The following is an 18,595-nucleotide window of genomic DNA, read 5'->3' as shown; positions in this document are numbered from 1 at the left end:
CGGCGCGGGCCGGGGGCGACCCGCCTGCCCGCCTGCCCGCCGGGGAGGGGCCGGTGTTCTGCCGGGTTTGCCGGGATGTGCCGGAGGGCGGGCGGGGCGTGGACGAACTGCCTGGTGGGGGCTATTGTCGCCGGTCGTGACCTTCTCCATCGTGGCCCGGCAGGGCACCGCTCTCGGTGTCGCCGTGGCGAGCAAGTTCCTGTCCGTCGGGGCGCTGGTGCCCGCCGCCGAGGTCGGCGTCGGCGCGTTGGCGACGCAGGCCTGGGCCAACGTGGCGTACCGCCCGCAGGGCATGGCGCTGCTGCGCAGCGGAGTCGCCCCGGCCGGGGTGCTGGCGGCGTTGCTGGCGGCGGACGAGGGCCGGGCGCACCGGCAGGTGGGCGTGGTCGGGGCGGACGGCACCTCGGTGACGTACACCGGCGAGGAGTGCCTGCCCTGGGCGGGCGGCCTGGCCGGGGACGGGTACGCGGTGCAGGGGAACATCCTGACCGGGCCCGAGGTGGTGCGCGACATGGCGGCGGCCTGGCTGGCCTCCGCCGAACTGCCGTTCGCCGCCCGGCTGCTGGCCGCGCTCGCGGCGGGCGACGCGGCGGGCGGGGACGCCCGGGGGCGGCAGGGCGCCGCGCTGTACGTAGTCGACCCGGGGCGGGGCGTCGGCGGCTGGGGCGACACCGCGTACGACCTGCGGGTGGACGACCACGCCGACCCGGTGGCCGAGCTGGGCCGGCTGCTGGCCGTGCACGAGGTGCTGCACGGGGCGTCCGACCCGGCGTCGCTGCTGCCGCTGGAGGGCGAGCTGGCCGCCGAGGTCGAACGGCTGCTGCGCGGGCTCGGCTACGACTCGCTGGACCGCTGGGCGGGCGTGGAGAACCTGGAGGGCCGCCTCGCCGAGGGCCGGATAGACCCGCTGGTGCTGGACCACCTGCGGTCGGCCGCCGGGGCGTGACGGCCGGCCGCGTGACGGCCGGCCGCGTGGTGGCGGGGCGCCGGCCCCGCTCAGCGGATCAGCGCCTTCTCCAGGTCGGCGATCAGGTCGTCGGGGTCCTCCAGGCCGACCGAGAGCCGCAGCAGGGCCGGGCCCGGCTTGTGGGCGGCGGCGACCGGGCGGTGGGTGAGCGAGGCCGGGTGCTGGATCAGGGTGTCGACGCCGCCCAGCGAGACCGCGTGGGTGATCAGCTCGCAGCGCTCGGCGACCGCCGCGGCGTGCGCGAAGCCGCCGGCCGTCTCGAAGGCCAGCGTGCTCCCGCCGCCCAGGAGCTGGCGTCCGAGCAGCCGCGAGCCCGAGCGGCCCGGGTAGTGCACGGCGGCGACCTCGGGATGCCCGGCCAGCCAGTCGGCGATCCGGGCGGCCGAGGCGGACGCGGCGCGCACCCGCAGCGGCAGCGTCTGCAGGCCGCGGTGCAGCAGGTAGCCGGCCAGCGGGTGCAGCACGGCGCCGGTGACGGCCCGCACCCGGCGCAGCCGGGCCGCCCACTCCGCGGTGCAGGCGACCGCGCCCGCGAGCACGTCGCCGTGCCCGCCGATCGCCTTGGTGGCGGAGTGCAGGACGAGGGTGGCGCCGTGCCGGGCGGGCCGCTGGAGCACCGGGGTGGCGAAGGTGTTGTCGACGAGCAGCGGCACCTCGCCGCAGCGTTCGGCGATCGCGGCCAGGTCGAGCAGGTCCAGGGTCGGGTTGCCGGGCATCTCGACCAGGACCAGGCCGGTGTCCGGGCGCAGCGCGGCGGCCAGCGTGTCGGGGGTGGCCCAGGTCACCTCGGTGCCGAGCAGCCCGGAGTCCAGCAGGTGGTCCGAGCCGCCGTACAGCGGACGCAGCGCGACCACGTGCCGGCGGCCCTCGGCCGAGGCGGCGAGCAGGCAGGCGGAGAGCGCGGCCATCCCGGAGGAGAAGGCCACCGCCTCGGCGCAGCCCTCCAGTTCGGCCAGCGCCCGCTCGAACCGGGCGACGGTGGGGTTCCACAGCCGCTGGTAGACCAGCCCGCCCTCGGCGGGCGGCCGGCCGCCGCCGGCCAGCGCCTGGTAGGCGTCGCCGCCGGCGGCGAGGTCCGGGACGGGGTAGGTGGTGGACAGGTCGAGCGGGGGGACGTGCGTGCCGAGTCCGGCGAGGTCTTCGCGGCCGGCGTGCACGGCTCGGGTGTCGAGTCGGCTCATGGCGCTCGATGGTGAAGTCGAAAGCGTTGAATGACCAGAGTGGCGGCAGATGATTCGGCGGGCCGCGACGCGGTCTTGCGGATGTTCGGCACGGGCCGCCACGCTGGTCGGATGCCGAACATTCCACGGGCCCGCTCGGCGGAGCTCGACGCCGTCGACCGGGCGATCGTCCGGGCCCTGCTGGCGGACGCCCGGACGCCCAACAACGCGCTGGCCCAGCGGGTCGGCATCGCCCCGTCGACCTGCCTGGCGCGGGTGCGGGCGCTGCGCGAGCGCGGGGTGATCTCCGGCTACCACGCGGAGCTGGACCTGCCCGCGGTCGGGCTGCCGCTGCAGGCGATGATCTCGGTGCGGCTGCGGGCGCACACCCGGGAGCAGAACGGCAGCTTCCGCGTCGCCGCGCCCGAACTGCCGGGCGTGCTGGCGGTGTTCCACATGGCGGGCAGCGACGACTACCTGCTGCACGTGGCGGTGGCCGACCCGGAGGCGCTGCGCTGCTTCGTGGTCGACCACCTGACCACCCACCCGGCGGTCGCCCAGACCCGCACCAACCTGGTCTTCGAACGGATCCCCGGCGCCAGGCAGGTGGTCTGACGCCGGGTCGGATCGGTCGGGCGATCCGGCGGGGCGTGGTGCGCGGGGTGGCGGGGGTGGTGGCGAGTTGTGGCCACTGTCCAGCATCCGCCGCCGCAGTCCGGTGCGTTCGGCCTTACCGTACTGGGTATCGGTCATCTGTCCGGTTCGTCACGGGCGGGGCAGGGCTGCCGAGCCCCCACGCGGCCGGACGACGGCGCCCTCCCGCTCCCACCCGGTCGCCCCTGTACGTCGAAGGGACCGACCATGGCCGTCGCGGACCCACCCCAGACCGTGCGCTACCGCCTGAGCCTGGACACCGTGCCCGCGTCCGTGCCCGAGGCGCGCCGAGGCGTCCGCGCCGAGCTGGCCGCCCGCGGACTGGACGCGGACCACCCGCTGACCGACACCGTGCTGCTGGTGGTCAGCGAACTGGTCACCAACGCGGTCCGCCACGCCGCCCCGCGCTCGCCCCGCACCACGCTCCAACTCGACTTCGCGGTAAGGGAACTGACGATCCGGGTGCACGACCGCCATCCGCACTGCCCGCAGCGCCCCGAGGTGCCGCACGAGGACGGCAGCGGCGGCTGGGGCCTGGGCCTGGTGCACGAACTGGCCGCGCTCTCCGGGGGCCTGGTGGAGACCGTCGCGGACCCGGACGGCGGGGGCAAGACCATGCTCGTACGGCTCCCGCTGGACGACTGAGCGCGACCGACGACTGAGCGCGACCGGAGGCCGGACCCGGGCGGGGCCGGGGGTCCCGGACGGGCGCCGGGGGAGGCTGGCGCGGGGCCGGCGCCGCGTCCCGGCGGACGCCGGTTGGGAAGACGATCGTCGGACGACCCCGCAGCCTCCACTCTGCTGCATGCCTGCCGTTATTGCAACTGACTCGCAATAAGGCCGGGCGCCGCCCTCCCGGTGGAAGATCGACCGGAGGTAGCCTGGCAGCGGATGTGGTGACCATGCGAGCGAGCGAAACCCAGGCGTCCGGGACGGCGATCCCCGAGGTCCCGTTCACCGCGCCACCCGGCGCACCGGCCGGCGTCGAAGTCATGACCCTGGCCGAACTGCGCGCCCGCCGGGCCGCCGCGACCGCCCCCGCCGACGGCTTCCACCGCCCCCAGCGGCCCGCCTTCCACCACCTGCTCACCCTCGACCGCGGCACCCTGCGGCACACCGTCGACTTCACCGCGCACACCGTCGAACCCGGCAGCTGGCTCTGGGTCCGGCCCGGACAGGTCCAGCAGTGGGGCGAACTCGGCGACGCCGACGGCACCCTGGTCCTGTTCGAACCCGGCTTCCCCGACCCCGCGACGGTCGCCGCCGCCCGCCTCGACGACCCCTTCGCCGCCGCCGTCCTGCCCACCGCCGGAACCGACCGCGAAGCGCTCGGACACGCCGTGCGGCACCTCCACCGCGAGTACGCCTCCGGCGCGGACCTCCCCGCCGAGGTGCACCGCGCCCTGCTCCGCCACCTGCTCGCCGCGCTCCTGCTGCGCCTCGCCCACCCCGCCGTGCCCTGCGGCGCCGCCGCGACCGAACCCGGCGAGACCTACCGCCGCTTCCGGCAGGCCGTCGAGCACCACTACACCCGCACCCGCCGGGTCGAGGACTACGCGCGCCTGCTCGGCTACTCCCCGCGCACCCTCTCCCGCGCGACGCTCGCCGCGGCGGGCGTGGGCGCCAAGGAGTTCGTCGACCGCCGGGTCGTCCTGGAGGCCAAGCGCCTCCTCGCCCACAGCGAGAGCTCCGCCGCCCGGATCGCCGACCACCTCGGCTTCGCCGACGCCGCGAACTTCGCCAAGTTCTTCCACCAGCGGACGGGGACCACGCCGATCGCCTTCCGCACGGCGGTGCGCGGCACCACGGCCTCCGGGACGGTGGGGTGAGGGGCGACTCCGGCCGGGGCGGGTCAGGGGTCGTGTCGGGGCCGAGTCACCGTCAGGTCCCGATCCGGTACGGATATCGGGCGATCGGTGCCGGTGGGGAGAGGGGCCCTCTAGGGTGCGCTGTGAAGGTCTCGTGAGCGATCGCGCGGCGTTCGCTGTTGACGCGGCAACCGGCCTAGGAGCAAGGAACGTTGGAGACTCTCGGCGAGGGTGACCCGCAGGTCGTGGGGCCGTATCGGCTGCTCGGGCGGCTGGGGGCCGGTGGGATGGGCGAGGTGTTCCTCGGGCGGACGGCCGGCGGGCGGACGGTGGCCGTCAAGACGGTCCGCCAGGAGTTCGCCGCCGACCGGGAGTTCCGGCAGCGCTTCCGGCAGGAGGTGGCCGCGGCGCGGCGGGTCGGCGGACGGTGGACCGCGCCGGTGCTGGACGCCGACACCGAGGGCCCGCAGCCCTGGGTGGCGACCGGCTACGTCGCCGGCCCCTCGCTCTCGGACGCGGTGCGGCAGTTCGGCCCGCTGCCGCCCACCACCGTGCGCGCCCTGGGCACCGGCCTGGCCGACGCGCTGGAGGCGGTGCACGCGCTCGGCCTGGTGCACCGGGACGTCAAGCCGTCGAACGTGCTGCTCGCGCTGGACGGCCCCCGGCTGATCGACTTCGGCATCGCCCGGGCCCTGGACGCCACCTCCGCGCTGACCCGCTCCGGGTACGTGGTCGGATCGCCCGGCTTCATGTCGCCCGAGCAGGCCAAGGGGCGCCCGTCCGGCCCGGCCGGCGACGTGTTCGGGCTCGGCGCGGTGCTGGCCTTCGCCGCCACCGGCCGGGCCCCGTTCGGCGAGCAGGACAGCGCCGCCGGACTGCTCTACCGGATCGTCCACGAGGAGCCGGAACTCGGCGGCCTGGGCGGCGAACTGCTCGACCTGGTGCGCCGCTGCCTGGACAAGGAGCCGGAGCGCCGGCCGACCCCCGCCGCCGTCCGCGACCTGCTGGCCCGCAGCGCCAACGGCGAGACCCGGCTCGGCGAACGCGGCTGGCTGCCCGGCGCGGTCTCCGAGCAGGTGGCGCGGATGGCCGTCGCGCTGCTCGACCTGGAGTCCCGCCCCGAACAGCCGGCCCCGGCCGCCCCGCCGACCGCCCCCCACCAGGTGCCCCCCGCCCCGTACCAGGCGCCGACGGCGCCCTACCAGGGGCCGAACCCGTACCTGGCGCCGACGCCGCCCGGCGCGTACCCGTACCCCGGCGTCGTGCAGCAGCAGCAGCAGCCGCCGCAGCCGTCGGCCGGGCGGAAGGCGGGACCGCTGGTCGCCGTCGGCGTGGCGGCGGCGGTGCTGGCGGGCGTCGGCGTGTGGGCCGCGACCCGGGGGCCGGAGGGGAACGGGCAGGCCTCGGGCAAGCCCAGCGCCTCGGCGGCCGCCGCCACCGGGAAGGCCGCCAGCCCGGCGGTGTCCGCCACCCCGGCCGGGCACGACAGCAAGAAGGCCGAGGCACCGCCCTCGCCCTCGCCGTCGCCCTCCGCGACGGTGGACGAGGACGCGGTCGTCCCGGAGGCGTTCCTGGGCACCTTCGAGGGGCCGACCAGCGCCTCCGGGAACTCGGTCCGGATCGTGGTGCGGTTCACCATCCACCAGGGCGCGGTGGGCGAGGCGCTCGGCTACGTGGAGACCGACGGCGGCCTCGGCACCAACCAGGTCGCCTGCACCAACGAGGCGGCCCTGGTCTCGGCGAGCAGGACCCGACTGGTCTTCCGCGCCCTGCCCGACACCGTCAGCGAGGGCTGCACCGCCCTGCCCGGTGACGGCGTGCTGACGCCCAACCGGGACGGGTCCTTGCACTTCGTCCAGCAGAACTACACGGGCGACCTCCCGCGGAACTCCTGACGGAGGGGCCCCACCAGCCCTCGGCGGCTCGATCCTGCGGTTCCCCCGGGCCCCGGGCGGGGCCTTGCTCCGGCGGGGCCGTGCCCGGTCGGGGCTTTCAGATGGTCGACCAGGTGGGGGAGGCGGCGATGGCGGTGAGCTGGTCGATGGTGAGGACGGGGTCGCCGGGGCGGCCGTCGGGGGTGGTGGAGCTCCAGAGGCGCAGGCCCACCATGGTGCCGTCGGGGAGGAGGGCGTCGACGATGGAGCCGCCGCCGGAGGGGTCCTGGGGGTTGTTGAGGGTGGTGGTGCTGGTGAGGGTGCCGTCGGCGAGGCGGTTGACGCTGCGGTGGGCGGCGCTGAAGGAGGCCTGCGGGTCGGCGGGGTAGCTGCGGCGCCAGCCGGGGGTGACGCTGAGCAGGAGGGGGCTGGTGCGGCCGTTCACGGTGAGGTCGACCCGGATCCGGCCGGGGAGGTCGGTGGCGGTGTGGGCGGTGCCCGGCTGGAGGCCGTTCAGCAGGGGGGTGAGGGCGGCGAGCATCCGGTCCCCGGCGGGGGCGGGCCGGGCCGGGGGGCGGGAGGGGGCGGTGCCGAGCGGGCCGAAGACCCACTGCCACTGCGGGGCGGTCACGATCTCGGTCAACTTCGCCCGGTCCAGCGGGAGTTCCCGGGCGGAGTGGTCGGTGGCGATCTCCTGGACCTGGACCTGGCGGCCGTCGGGCAGGGTGTACGCCACGTTCAGGCTGCGGCCGCCGGCGCCGGCCTCGCCGTAGCCGGTGGTCAGCAGGCGGGAGCCGTCCGGGCGGGTGGCCGGGTCGCAGGTGGCGTTGCCGGGGACGATCGGTTCGTAGCAGAGCAGGCGCTGGGCGTCGGTGCTGAGCGGAGTGGCGACCCGGTCGACGAAGAGCAGCAGTTGGGCCTGCCGGCCGCTGCCGTCGGTGTACCCGAGGTAGGCCTGCGGGACCCGGCCGGGCTCGTTCGGGTCGGGGGCGAGGCCCTGCCCGTCGCGGACGGTGCCGTCCTGGGGCAGCAGCGAGGTCAGGGTGCCCAGCATGAACGCGCTGTCCACCACGGGCGGGCTCGCCGCCGGGGCGGGGGTGCGGGAGGCGCGGTCGGGCAGCAGGACGGGGACGAGCGCGGCGGCGGCGACCAGGGCGACGGCCGAGGCCAGGCCGGCCCGGCGGCGCAGGACGCGGCGGCGGCCGCGCCGCTCGGCGCGCAGGGCGAAGTCGTCGCCGGACACCAGGGGTGCCAGTTCGGCGCCGGCCCGCAGCGCGCGGACGAAGTCTTCTTCGGAGGACGAGGACGAGGGCATGGCGGAGCTCCGTGGCGGGCTGGGAGGGAGGAGGGGTCAGGGCTGGGCGAGGTCGGCGAGCTGGTCGCCGAGGCGGCCGCGCAGCCGTGCCAGGGCCCGGGAGGCGCGGGAGCGGACGGCGCCGGGCGTGGTCCGCAGCGCGGTGGCGGTCTCCTCGACGCCGAGGTCCTCCCAGTACCGCAGGATGAGCACGGCCCGGTCCGGCTGCGGGAGTTCGGCGAGCGCGGCGAGCAGCGCGACCCGCAGCGCCGGGTCGGGCCCGGGGGCGGGCGCCTCGACGAAGGTGTCGGTGACGTGCTCGCCGCTGCTGCGCCGGCGCCGGTGGCTGAGGAAGGTGTTGACCAGGACGGTGCGGGCGTACCCGGCCGGGTTCTCCATCCGGGAGACCCGGCGCCAACTGCCGTACAGCTTGCCGAGCGCCTCCTGGGCGAGGTCCTCGGCCAGGTGGGCGTCACCGCCGGTCAGCAGGTACGCGGTGCGCACCAGGTGGGGAGCGCGGGCGGCCGCGAAGTCCCGGAACTCCGGGGTGCTGCCGTCGGTGCCGCTACGTGTCGGGCTGTCCATGCCCCTCTAACGCGACGGGCCGGGCTTCCTGTCGCACCATCGGCTGAGCGTGCGTCGGCGTGTCGGTCCGTCAGGATGAGCAAAGGGGGACGAAGTGTGACGATGCGGAGGTGACCACCTCCAGCGAAGTCAGCCAGGCAGCCCCACCCGTCCTCGACCGGCGGCAGCGGAACGTCGTGTTCGGCACCATCATGCTGGGCATGCTGCTGGCCGCCCTCGACCAGACCATCGTCGGCACCGCGCTGCCCACCATCGTGGCGGACCTCGGCGGCGCGTCCCACATGTCCTGGGTGGTGACCTCCTACCTGCTCGCGGAGACCGTCACCACGGCGCTGGTCGGCAAGATGGGCGACCTGTTCGGCCGCAAGATCGTCTTCCAGGTCTCCACGGTCGTCTTCATCCTGGGCTCCTTCCTGTGCGGCCTGTCCACCAACATGCTGCTGCTGATCCTCTGGCGGGCCGTCCAGGGCATCGGCGCCGGCGGCCTGATGGTCACCTCGATGGCGCTGATCGCCGACGTCATCCCGCTGCGCGAGCGCGGCAAGTACCAGGGCGCGATCGGCGCGGTGTTCGGCGTCTCCACGGTGATCGGCCCGCTGCTCGGCGGACTCTTCACCGACCACCTGTCCTGGCGCTGGGCGTTCTACGTGAACGTGCCGATCGCGATCCTGGTGGTGATCGCCGCGGCCCGGAACATCCCGGTGGTCAAGTCCGCGTCCCGCCCGATCGTCGACTACCTGGGCATCACGCTGGTCGCGATCGGCGCCAGCGCGCTGATCCTGGCCACCAGCTGGGGCGGCAACGAGTACGCCTGGGGCTCGGCCGTGATCATCGGCCTGTTCGCGGCCGGCGTCGTCGCGCTCGCCCTGTTCTGCTGGGTGGAGACCCGGGCCCCCGAGCCGACCCTGCCGATGCGGCTGTTCCGCAACCAGGTCTTCACGGTCTGCTCGATCCTCAGCTTCATCGTCGGCTTCGCGATGCTCGGCGCGATGACCTTCCTGCCGACCTTCCTGCAGTACGTCGACGGCGACTCGGCGACCGTCTCCGGCGTGCGCACCCTGCCGATGGTGCTCGGTCTGCTGATCGCCTCGATCTTCTCCGGCAACGTGGTCTCCAAGACCGGCAGGTACCGGGTCTTCCCGATCGTCGGCTCGCTGGTGATGGCTGTCGGCCTGTACCTGCTCTCGCGGCTGGACGTCGGCACCAGCGCCTGGCTCGCCAGCGTCTACATGTTCGTGCTCGGCCTCGGCATCGGCCTGTGCATGCAGGTGCTCACCATCGCCGTGCAGAACACCGTCGACTACGCCGACCTGGGCACCGCCACCTCCGGCGTCACCTTCTTCCGCACCCTCGGCTCCTCGTTCGGCACCGCCGTCTTCGGCACCATCTACACCAACTCGCTGAAGACCAACCTGACCGACGCCGTCGCCCGGACCGCTCGGGCCACCGGCGCCGACCCGCAGCAGCTCGCCGCCGCCGCGCAGAGCCCGCACGGCGTCCACCAGCTGCCGCCCGAGCAGGCCGCGCCGGTCGTCCAGGCGTACGCCGACTCGCTGCACACCGTCTTCCTGTGGACCGTCCCGGTCGCGCTGACCGGCTTCGTCGTCGCGCTCTTCCTCAAGCAGGTCAAGCTCCGCGACACCGCCCGGGCCAGCTCCTCCGACATGGGCGAGGGCTTCGCCCAGCCGTCCTCCGGCGACTCGGTGCGGCTGCTCGAACTCTCCGTCGCCAAACTGCTCGGCCGGGTCGGCCTGGACACCGCCCGACAGGTCGTCCACTCCTCCGGCACCCGGCTGGACGTGGCCGGCGCCTGGGCCGTCATGCAGGTCGAGCTGTTCACCCGCACCGTCGGCCACGCCAGCCTCAACCTGGTCGCCGCCCGCCGCCGGATCCCCCCGGAGGTCCTGCAGCCGGTGTTCGACCGGATGGTCGCCGAAGGCTTCCTGGAGGCCCACGACGGCTTCTACCAGCACACCGAGGCCGGCCTGCAGGAGGCCCGGACGATCACCCGCGCCTGGTCCGAATGGCTCAACCAGCGCCTGGAGGAGGACCGCGGCCGCCCGCGCAGCGCCGAACTGCGCGCCGCCGCCGACGCCATCGCCAAACGCATGGTCGCCGAGGACCTCGCCGAGGGCCTCCCCGAGAAGGGCGGCCTGCTGGCCGGCCGGCGCTGAAGCACCCCGCCCCGCCGCGCCCGCCCCGCCCCGTCCCGCATCTTTCGCCCGGGGCGGGGCAGACACGGCTTAGGGTGCCCACCATGCTCCTGTACGTCCTCGCCTCCGTCTTCCTGCTGCTGTTCGGCGTCGGCATGCTGCGCGACCGGCGCCGCTTCGGCAACGCCGTGTTCCTCGGCCTCTCCGTCACCCTGTTCACCCTCGCGCTGCTCGCCACCCTGCACCGGGCCGACTCGGTCGCCGCCGAGGCGCTGCTGATCGTGCTGGTGCTGGTCCCCGCGCTCGGCAGCCTGGTCCTCGCCGGGCTGCTCATCGCCAACGGCCTGCGGATGGTCCGCCGGGAGGGCCGCCGCCCCGCCAACCTGCTCGCCCTGCTCTGCGGCCTCGGCATCCTGACCGTCTTCGCCCTCCTGCTGGCCGCCACCCGGGCCGACTCGCCGACCCTGGTGGCGGTCGCCCGCACCGTCTTCGTGGTCGCCTGCTACCTGTCCTTCCTCTTCGCCTGCTTCGTCGGCTACGCCTACCTGTACGGCCGGCTGGTCCCCCGGGAGGACGTCGACTACGTGGTCGTGCTGGGCGCCGGCCTGCTCAACGGCAACCGCATCCCGCCGCTGCTCGCCAGCCGCCTCGACCGGGGCCGCCGCCTGTACGAGCGGCAGGTCGCCCGCGGCCGCTCCCCGCTGCTGCTCGTCTCCGGCGGCAAGGGCACCGACGAACAGCTCCCCGAGGCCGACGCGATGGCCGACCACCTGGTCGAACGCGGCTTCCCCGCCGACCGGATCGTCCGCGAGGACCGCTCCCGCACCACCGAGGAGAACCTGCGCTTCAGCCACGCGATCATGGCCGCCGCCGACCCCGACTACCGCTGCGTCGTCGTCACCAACAACTTCCACGCCTTCCGGGCCGCCGTGTTCGCCCGCCGCGAGGGCGTCCACGGGCACGTCCTCGGCTCGCCCACCGCCGCGTACTTCTGGCCCAGCGCGACCATCCGCGAGTTCGTCGCGCTGCTCGTCGTCTACCGCTGGGCCAACCTCGCGGTGGTCGCGCTGCTGGTTGCCGAGTCGCTGAGCTTCTAGGCCCCCGGACCGGCCCTCAGGTGGTGCGCAGGGCAGCGGCGGCGGCGCCGACCAGGCCCGCGTCGGGGCCGAGGCGGGCGGGGTGGAGGTGGATGCCGCGGGTGAAGGGCAGACCGGTGTAGAGCGAGAGGTGGCGGGCCAGGGGGTCGAAGAGGAGCGGGCCGGCCTGGGCGACGCCGCCGCCGATGACGACGGCCTGGAGCTCGACCAGGGCGGCGGTGCCGGCGATCGCGGCGGCCAGGGCGCGGGCGGCGAGGTCGAAGGCGGTAAGGGCGGCGCCGTCGCCGGTGCGGGCGGAGGCGGCCACGGCGCGGGCGGTCAGCGGGCCGCCCTCGGTGGGGCGCCAGCCGGCGGTGCGGGCGTGGCGGACGATCGCGGGGCCGCTGGCCAGGCCCTCCAGGCAGCCCCGGCTGCCGCACGGGCAGGGCTCGCCGTCCCACCGGACGCTCACGTGGCCGATGTGCCCGGCGTTGCCGCTCGGGCCGGGGTGCACCCGGCCGTTCAGGACCAGGCCGCCGCCGACACCGGTGGAGACCACCATGCACAGCGCGTCGCGGTAACCGGCGGCGGCGCCCAGCCAGTGCTCGGCCTCGGCGAGCGCCACCCCGTCGCCCAGTAGGCGGACCGGCCGGTCGGCCCGTTCCGCGATCCGCCGCACCAGCGGGAAGCCGCGCCAGGACGGGATGTTGACCGGGGAGACCGCGCCCGCCGCCGCGTCGACCGGCCCCGCGCTGCCCACGCCGACCGCCGCGACGCCGGGCCAGGCCGGGTGCCCGGCCAGCTCGTCCAGCACCCGGGCGACGCCCGCGAACACCGCCTCGGCGTCCCCGTCCGCCGCCGTCGGGCACTCGGCGCGGGCCAGCAACTCGCCGCTGCCGGTGACGATCGCGCCGGCGGTCTTCGTTCCGCCGAGGTCGACGGCGGCCACCAGCGGGGAGGGAATGCCGGTCACGGTGCGCACCTCCTGACATGTCCGACTCCGGGTGACTTGTCGGACTGGCCAGGCTACCGGAAACCGCAGGTCAGCGGCGGGGTGCGGCCGGTGCGGCCGGTGCGGTCGGCGTGGTCGCGCGCCGGGCGGGCCGACCGCCGGGCGGTCACTCCGGGAGCGCGGTACCCGTGCGGGCGGCGGCGGCCAGCGCCTCGGCGGCGGCCCGGCCGGCGGCGAGGGCGCGCGGGCCGGTGGCGGGCACGCAGCGTCCGGCTTCGGGGGAGAACTCGGCGCCGATCACGCCCGCGTGGTCGGTGGGCAGTTCGCGGTGGGTGGCGGGGTGGCCGTGGGCGAGGAGGGCGGCGTGCAGGGCGCGGGAGCCCCCGGGCGGGGCGATCAGGTCGCCGGCGCCGTGCAGCAGGTGGACCGGGACGTCGCGGGCGGCCGAGCGCAGGTCGTCGAGCGGGACGCCGCCGGTGCTGCGGGCGGGGGTGTCGTACGAGCCGGCCAGGCCGACCACCGCGCACGGGCGGAACCCGTCGAACCCGCCCGGGGCCAGCCCGGCGCCGACGGCCGCCCGGGCCCCCAGCGACCAGCCGGCCAGGGCGAGCGGTACGGGCCCCGCCAGTTCGCGGGCGAACGCGGCCGAGGCGAGCAGGTCGGCCCGGCCGCCGTCCGGCGCGTGCGGACGCCAGTCCGGGACGACCACCAGGACGCCGAGCGCGGCGGCGGCCCGGGCCAGCGGGGCCAGCACCCCGCGCTCGTCCGCGCCCCGGCCGTGCCAGAGCAGCACGGCGGGCGGCCGGCCGGGCCCGCCGGACGGAGCGGCGGGGCGGTGGACGTCGACGGGCCGGCGCTCGGGGCCGTAGCCGAGGGTGGTGACCGTGGTCGGGCTCATGGGGGCAACGATGCCAGGCCGGGCGGCGGGGGCGTCAGGGGGCGGGCGAGGTGACGCCGCCGATCCGGGTGGCGGTGAGGGCGGCGCGCAGCCGGCGGTAGGCGGGGGCGTCGAAGTGGCCGGCCCGGGGGTGCAGGACGGTGGCGGCGGAGAGGGCGACCGCGTCGGGGAGGACGGCGGGCCAGCCCGCGTTGCCGGAGAGACCGGCGGCGAGGGCGGCGACCACCGAGTCGCCGGCGCCGGTGGGGTTCCCGGTGACGGCGGCGGGCGGGGCGCAGCGCCAGGCGCCCTGGCGGTCGACGGCGAGCAGGCCGTCCGGGCCGAGCGAGGCAAGGACGGACTCGGCGCCGCGCCGGATCAGCACCCGGGCGGCGTCGCGGGGGTCGGGCAGGCCGGTGGCGGCGGTGAGCTCGGCGGCGTTCGGCTTGATCACGGTGGGGCGGGCCGGGAGCGCGGCGAGCAGCGCCGGGCCGTCCGCGTCGAGCACCACGGGCAGGTGGAACTGGCGTCCCAGCGCGACGAGTTGGCCGTAGCCGTCGGCGGGCGCGCCGGGCGGCAGGCTGCCGGCCAGCACCAGGACGGAGGCCTGCGGCAGGTGGCGGGCGGTCTCGCCGAGCAGGGCGTCCCACTCGGCGGCGGTGAGCGCCGGGCCGGGCTCGTTGAGCACGGTGGCGTCGGCGCCGTCCGCGACAGTGACGGTGCGCCGGGTGTCGCCGGTGACCGGCACCTCGGCGTGGTCCAGCCCGGCGGCGGCCAGGTCGGCCCGGACGCTCTCCCCGGTCGGCCCGCCGAGCGGCAGCACGCACCGGGCGGGCCGGCCCAGCGCGGCCAGCACCCGGGCCACGTTGACGCCCTTGCCGCCGGCCTGGGCGACCACCTCGGCGACCCGGTGGCTGGTGTGCGGGCGGAAGCCGGGGACGGCGTAGGTGACGTCCAGGGCCGGATTCGGCGTGACGGTGAGGATCACGGCGGACGCCCCCCAAGGTGTTCGTCGTTCGCCGGGCGGGGCCGGCGGAGCTGGCGGTGGACTGAGCTGAGCTGACTGAATCTGCATGATCATATCGGGTTTCGCGCAGCTTCGAGCAGCAATGGGGGATTTGTGAAGGTTCGGGCGGCGGGGTCGGGGGTGGGGGTCCGCAGGGCCGGACGGGGCGTTAAGTTGGCTGTACATCTTTTGGGGCTGTCGGATAGGTCGGAGGGGGAGCCGGTGACCCAGGGCGCCGTCCCGGTGGTGGTGTTGGCCGCCGCGCTGCTGCACGCCGTGTGGAACGCGCTGGTGCACGGCGTGCGGGACCGGCTGGCCGGGGTGGCGCAGATGAACCTGGTCTTCGTGGCGTTCGGCGGGCTGCTCGCGCTGTTCGTCCCGCTGCCCGGACCGGCCGCGCTGCCCTACCTGCTGGGCTCCGCCGCGCTCCAGACCGGCTACCAGTTGCTGCTGGCCCGGGCGTACGGGCTCGGCGACTTCGGGCAGCTCTACCCGATCGCCCGCGGCACCTCCCCGGCGGTGGTCGCCCTGCTGGCCGCCACCGTCCTGGGCCGCCCGCTGCCCGCCGGCCAGGTGGTCGCCGTCGCCGTCATCTCACTCGGCCTGGCCGGGCTGGCGCTGGTCGGCGGCGCCCCGGGGCGGTCCCGACTCCCGGCGATCGGGGTGGCGTTGGGCAACGGCACGCTGATCGCCGGCTACACCGTGGTGGACGCGGGCGGGGTGCGGGCCGCGGACTCGGCGGCCGGGTACATCGCCTGGATGTTCGTCCTGCAGGGCCTGGCCGTGCTCGCCGCGGTGGCCGCCGTCCGCCGCCGCACCCTGCTGCCCGCCCTGCGCGAGGGGCGGGCGGTCGGCGTCGCGGGCGGCCTGATGTCGCTCACCGCGTACGGGCTGGTGGTCTGGGCGCAGACCGTCGGCGACCTGCCGACCATCGCCGCGCTGCGCGAGACCTCGATCGTGATCGCCGCCCTGATCGGCGCCCTGGTGCTGCGCGAACGCCTCGGCACGCTGCGGCTGGCCGCCAGCGCGACCGTGCTGGCCGGCATCGCGCTGCTGGAGTTCGCGCACTGAACGGGTGGGCCGGGTCAGCCCAGCGACTCCAGGGCTGCACCCAAGTGGTGCGCGGCGGTGGTGAGTTGGCCGTGGGTCTCGGCGGCGGCGTAGCTGACCCGGACGCGCGGGGCGGGTTCGGCGGTGAAGTAGTTCGGGCCGGGGGAGAGCGCCACGCCGTGCCGCAGCGCGGCGGCGGTGAAGGCGGCCGGGTCGAGCTGGGCGGGCAGCGGCAGCCACAGGTGGAAGCCGCCGCGCGGCAGCCGGGCCGGCAGCAGGGTCGGGGCGCGCTGGGCCAGGGCGGCCGCGAACAGCTGCCGTCGGTCGGCCAACTCGCGTGCCAGCGTGCGCAGGTGGCGCGTCCAGTCGGCGGCGGTGACCAGTTCGAGCGCCGCTTCCTGGAGCGGGCGCGGGACGAAGAACGAGTCCACCGCCTGGACGGCCCGCAGCCGGGCCAGCGCCGGGCCGCGCGCCACCAGCGCGCCCACCCGCAGGCTCGGCGAGGCCGCCTTGGTCAGCGAACGGACGTGCACCACCGTGCCGTTCGGGTCGTCCACGGCCAGCGGGGGCGGCAGTTCGCCCGCGTCGGCGTGCGCCAGCAGCCGGGCGAAGTCGTCCTCGACCACGAACGCGCCCGCGCGCTCGGCCGCCGCCAGCACCGCCCGCCGCCGCTCGACCGGCAGCACGGTGCCGGTCGGGTTCTGGAACAGCGGCTGGCAGACGAACAGCCGCGCCCCCGTCGCCGCGAACGCCTCGGCCAGCCGTTCCGGGAGCACCCCGTCCGCGTCCACCGGCACCGGCACCGGGCGCAGGCCCGCCGCCCGGGCGATCGCCAACAGGCCCGGGTAGGTGGGGGATTCGACCAGGACGGGTGCCCCGGGCGGGGCCAGCGAACGCAGCGCGCAGGTCAGCGCGCTCTGCCCGCCCGCGGTGACCAGCACCTCCGCCGCCGTCACCCCGCCGCCCAACTCGCGGGCGAACCAGCCGCGCAGCTCCGGCAGCCCCTCCAGCGGCGGCCGTCCCCACGCGCCCGGCCGGCGGGCGGCCCGGGCCAGTGCGCCCGCCAGCGCCCGCTCCGGCAGCAGCGCCGCGTGCGGGTAGCCGCTGTTCAGGTCGACCACCTCCGGCGGGGCCAGCGCGAGCGCGGCCAGCACCCCCGAGGCGTCCACCACCCGGGCCGGCGGCGCGCCCGCCTCCGCGCTGAGCGCCACCTCCTGCCAGGAGAAGTCGCCCTGCCGCGCGGGCGCCGGGCGCGGCTCGGCCCGGAACACGCCCGCGCCCGGCCGGGACACCACCACGCCCTCCGTGACCAGCTCCCGGATCGCCCGGGACACCGAGACCGGGCTGACCCGGTAGCGCTCCACCAGCTCCCTGCTACTGGGGATCCGCTCCCCGGGCGAGTAGCGCAGCACGGTGGTGCGCAGCGCGTCCGTCAGCTCCTGCACGCTCATCGAGGGCCCTTCCGGCGACCGGGCGGCAACTGCTACCGTCCTGTATGTCAGCACACGATAGCGCTACTGGACTCCGCTCGATAGCGGTCGGGACGGCCGGGACGCACCGGACCGGCGGCACCGCGCAGGCCGCCCTCGGGGTGCTCGCCTTCTCGTTCAGCTTCCCCGCCACCGCCTGGGCCCTGGAGGGCTTCGGCCCCTGGACGGTCACCGGGCTGCGCGGCATCCTCGCCGCGCTGCTGGCCGGCGCCTGCCTGCTCGCCACCGGCGCCCGCGTCCCGCCCCGCTCGGCCTGGCCCGGCCTGGCCGCCGTCGCGGTCGGCTGCGCGGTCGGCTTCCCGCTGCTCTCCACGCTCGCGCTGCGGCTCTCCTCCACCGCGCACTCCGCCGTGGTGATCGGCCTGCTGCCGCTGGCCACCGCGGCCGTCGGCGCGCTGCGCGCCAAGGCCCGGCCGCCGCGCGCCTTCTGGCTGGCCGCGACCGCCGGGGCCGCCGCCGTGCTCGCCTTCACCGTCCGGCAGAGCGGCGGCGCGGGCCTGACCACCGCCGACCTGTACCTGTTCGGGGCGCTGCTGGTCTGCGCGTTCGGCTACGCGGAGGGCGGCCGGCTGGCCCGCGAGATGCCCGGCTGGCAGGTGATCGGCTGGGGCGTGGTCGCCGCGCTGCCGGTCACCGCGCTCACCGGGGTGCTCGCCCTCGCCGTCGAGCCCGTGCACTGGAGCTGGCACGGCGTCACCGGGCTCGGCTACCTGGCCGCGGTCTCGCAGTTCGGCGGCTTCGTGGTCTGGTACCGCGGGATGGCCGCGATCGGTGTCCCCCGCGCCAGCCAACTCCAGCTCGCGCAGCCGCTGTTGACGCTCTGCTGGGCGGTGCTGCTGCTCGCCGAGACGCTGCCCGCCAGCGCCGTGCCGACGGCGCTGGCGGTGGTCGCCTGCATCGCGGTCACCCAGCGGGCCGGACGGGCTACGCGGTGAGGGCGCAGTAGAGGTGCTGGCCGTCCTGCTTGGCGCGGCGCGCCAGGACGCCCAACTGGTGGATCAGGCGCATGAGTTCGACCCGTTCGACGTGCTTCATCTCGTCGGTGCGGCCCCACTGGGTGGTGAGCTGGGGGAGCCGCTTGCGGTCGATGTCGGCGAGGGCGTCCCGGGTCTCGTCGGGGAGTTCGACCACCCAGGGGCCGGTCATCCAGGGGTCCTCGAAGTCGACCGCGGTGGCGGGGGCCTCGGGGTGCCAGGGCTGCAGGCCGGTGGGCCACACGGAGCGGTCGGGCGCCTCCTTGACCGGGCTGCCCTCGCCGCGGAGCGCGACCACCAGGTGGGGGAGGGCGACGGTGGGGTCGACCCCCTTGGCGCGGACGGATTCGAAGGCCTCGGCGGCCGGGCGCTCCCCGACGGCCATCACCTTCTGGACGGCGGCCTGGTCGGCGGCCCGGAAGTAGTCGGTCTGCAGGTCCATGTCGCACGCTCCCCTTCGTTCGGCAAGGGGCCCAGTGCATCACAGTCGCCGCCGCCGCGGGGGCCCGGTCGCCGTCCTGTGACCTCCCTCGCACCGGCCGGGGAGGCGTTCCGCCGCGGAGGGTCCGGGTACCGGCTTCCGGGGGTGGAGCGGGGGGGGGGGGGGGCCCCCCCCCCCCCCCCCCCCCCCCCCCCCCCCCGCCCCCCCCCCCCGGGGGCCCCCCGCACGGGACG

The 18,595-nt window shown here is 76.4% G+C and carries 17 protein-coding genes; 9 read left to right on the top strand and 8 right to left on the bottom strand.

Annotated elements, in window-relative coordinates; translation table 11 throughout:
• Positions 1-136 precede the first annotated feature (136 nt).
• Complete coding sequence (locus tag ACZ3J7_RS01125) at positions 137-946, top strand: DUF1028 domain-containing protein (protein ID WP_465615516.1); 810 nt, start codon at positions 137-139, stop codon at positions 944-946.
• Between the two features lie 50 nt (positions 947-996).
• Here ACZ3J7_RS01125 and ACZ3J7_RS01120 read toward each other — a convergent pair whose 3' ends face one another.
• Positions 997-2,148, bottom strand: a complete 1,152-nt coding sequence (locus tag ACZ3J7_RS01120; RefSeq protein WP_465615514.1) for a trans-sulfuration enzyme family protein — start codon at positions 2,146-2,148, stop codon at positions 997-999.
• Positions 2,149-2,259: 111 nt separating this feature from the next.
• On the opposite strand from ACZ3J7_RS01120, the gene ACZ3J7_RS01115 reads away from it, so the two are divergent.
• The 4 genes from ACZ3J7_RS01115 (at position 2,260) to ACZ3J7_RS01100 (ending at position 6,484) form a co-directional block, all read left to right on the top strand.
• Entirely contained in the window at positions 2,260-2,742 is a 483-nt protein-coding gene (locus tag ACZ3J7_RS01115; RefSeq protein WP_465615512.1) for an Lrp/AsnC family transcriptional regulator, read from the top strand.
• A 246-nt stretch (positions 2,743-2,988) separates the two neighbouring features.
• Positions 2,989-3,426, top strand: a complete 438-nt coding sequence (locus tag ACZ3J7_RS01110; protein ID WP_465615510.1) for an ATP-binding protein — start codon at positions 2,989-2,991, stop codon at positions 3,424-3,426.
• A gap of 257 nt (positions 3,427-3,683) precedes the next feature.
• A complete protein-coding gene (locus ACZ3J7_RS01105; protein ID WP_465615508.1) occupies positions 3,684-4,610 on the top strand; it encodes a helix-turn-helix domain-containing protein in 927 nt (308 codons plus the stop codon).
• A gap of 191 nt (positions 4,611-4,801) precedes the next feature.
• Positions 4,802-6,484 carry a serine/threonine-protein kinase gene (locus tag ACZ3J7_RS01100; protein ID WP_465615506.1) on the top strand — a complete coding sequence of 561 codons (1,683 nt, stop codon included), beginning with the start codon at positions 4,802-4,804 and terminating at the stop codon, positions 6,482-6,484.
• A gap of 97 nt (positions 6,485-6,581) precedes the next feature.
• On the opposite strand, the gene ACZ3J7_RS01095 is transcribed toward ACZ3J7_RS01100, so the two are convergent.
• Positions 6,582-7,778, bottom strand: coding sequence for a hypothetical protein (locus ACZ3J7_RS01095; protein ID WP_465615504.1), 1,197 nt, complete (start codon positions 7,776-7,778; stop codon positions 6,582-6,584).
• 36 nt (positions 7,779-7,814) lie between these two features.
• Positions 7,815-8,342, bottom strand: a complete 528-nt coding sequence (locus tag ACZ3J7_RS01090) for a SigE family RNA polymerase sigma factor (protein ID WP_465615502.1) — start codon at positions 8,340-8,342, stop codon at positions 7,815-7,817.
• Between the two features lie 110 nt (positions 8,343-8,452).
• Here ACZ3J7_RS01090 and ACZ3J7_RS01085 point away from each other — a divergent pair, with 110 nt between their 5' ends.
• Both ACZ3J7_RS01085 and ACZ3J7_RS01080 read left to right on the top strand, forming a co-directional pair.
• Positions 8,453-10,516, top strand: coding sequence for an MDR family MFS transporter (locus tag ACZ3J7_RS01085; RefSeq protein ID WP_465615500.1), 2,064 nt, complete (start codon positions 8,453-8,455; stop codon positions 10,514-10,516).
• A gap of 83 nt (positions 10,517-10,599) precedes the next feature.
• A complete protein-coding gene (locus tag ACZ3J7_RS01080) occupies positions 10,600-11,592 on the top strand; it encodes a YdcF family protein (RefSeq protein ID WP_465615498.1) in 993 nt (330 codons plus the stop codon).
• Between the two features lie 16 nt (positions 11,593-11,608).
• Here ACZ3J7_RS01080 and ACZ3J7_RS01075 read toward each other — a convergent pair whose 3' ends face one another.
• The 3 genes from ACZ3J7_RS01075 to ACZ3J7_RS01065 form a co-directional block, all read right to left on the bottom strand.
• Positions 11,609-12,535 (bottom strand): ROK family protein, encoded by a 927-nt coding sequence (locus ACZ3J7_RS01075; protein ID WP_465615830.1) that lies wholly within the window; start codon positions 12,533-12,535, stop codon positions 11,609-11,611.
• A gap of 154 nt (positions 12,536-12,689) precedes the next feature.
• Positions 12,690-13,421, bottom strand: coding sequence for an alpha/beta hydrolase (locus ACZ3J7_RS01070; RefSeq protein ID WP_465615496.1), 732 nt, complete (start codon positions 13,419-13,421; stop codon positions 12,690-12,692).
• Positions 13,422-13,455: 34 nt separating this feature from the next.
• The gene (locus ACZ3J7_RS01065) at positions 13,456-14,388 is read right to left on the bottom strand and encodes a 1-phosphofructokinase family hexose kinase (protein ID WP_465615494.1); all 933 of its coding nucleotides are present in this window, start codon (positions 14,386-14,388) and stop codon (positions 13,456-13,458) included.
• 240 nt (positions 14,389-14,628) lie between these two features.
• On the opposite strand from ACZ3J7_RS01065, the gene ACZ3J7_RS01060 reads away from it, so the two are divergent.
• The gene (locus ACZ3J7_RS01060) at positions 14,629-15,477 is read left to right on the top strand and encodes an EamA family transporter (RefSeq protein ID WP_465615493.1); all 849 of its coding nucleotides are present in this window, start codon (positions 14,629-14,631) and stop codon (positions 15,475-15,477) included.
• A 14-nt stretch (positions 15,478-15,491) separates the two neighbouring features.
• On the opposite strand, the gene ACZ3J7_RS01055 is transcribed toward ACZ3J7_RS01060, so the two are convergent.
• Positions 15,492-16,907, bottom strand: a complete 1,416-nt coding sequence (locus tag ACZ3J7_RS01055) for an aminotransferase-like domain-containing protein (RefSeq protein ID WP_465615491.1) — start codon at positions 16,905-16,907, stop codon at positions 15,492-15,494.
• Between the two features lie 44 nt (positions 16,908-16,951).
• Here ACZ3J7_RS01055 and ACZ3J7_RS01050 point away from each other — a divergent pair, with 44 nt between their 5' ends.
• Entirely contained in the window at positions 16,952-17,881 is a 930-nt protein-coding gene (locus ACZ3J7_RS01050) for a DMT family transporter (protein WP_465615489.1), read from the top strand.
• Here the strand turns inward: ACZ3J7_RS01050 and ACZ3J7_RS01045 are convergent.
• Positions 17,871-18,362, bottom strand: a complete 492-nt coding sequence (locus tag ACZ3J7_RS01045; protein ID WP_465615487.1) for a hypothetical protein — start codon at positions 18,360-18,362, stop codon at positions 17,871-17,873. The two genes, ACZ3J7_RS01050 and ACZ3J7_RS01045, sit on opposite strands and share 11 nt — an antisense overlap.
• Positions 18,363-18,595 lie beyond the last annotated feature (233 nt).

Source organism: Kitasatospora sp. NPDC015121 (assembly GCF_055562955.1).
The sequence above is the reverse complement of the archived record's forward strand: the minus strand, read 5'-3'. Positions and strand labels throughout refer to the sequence as shown.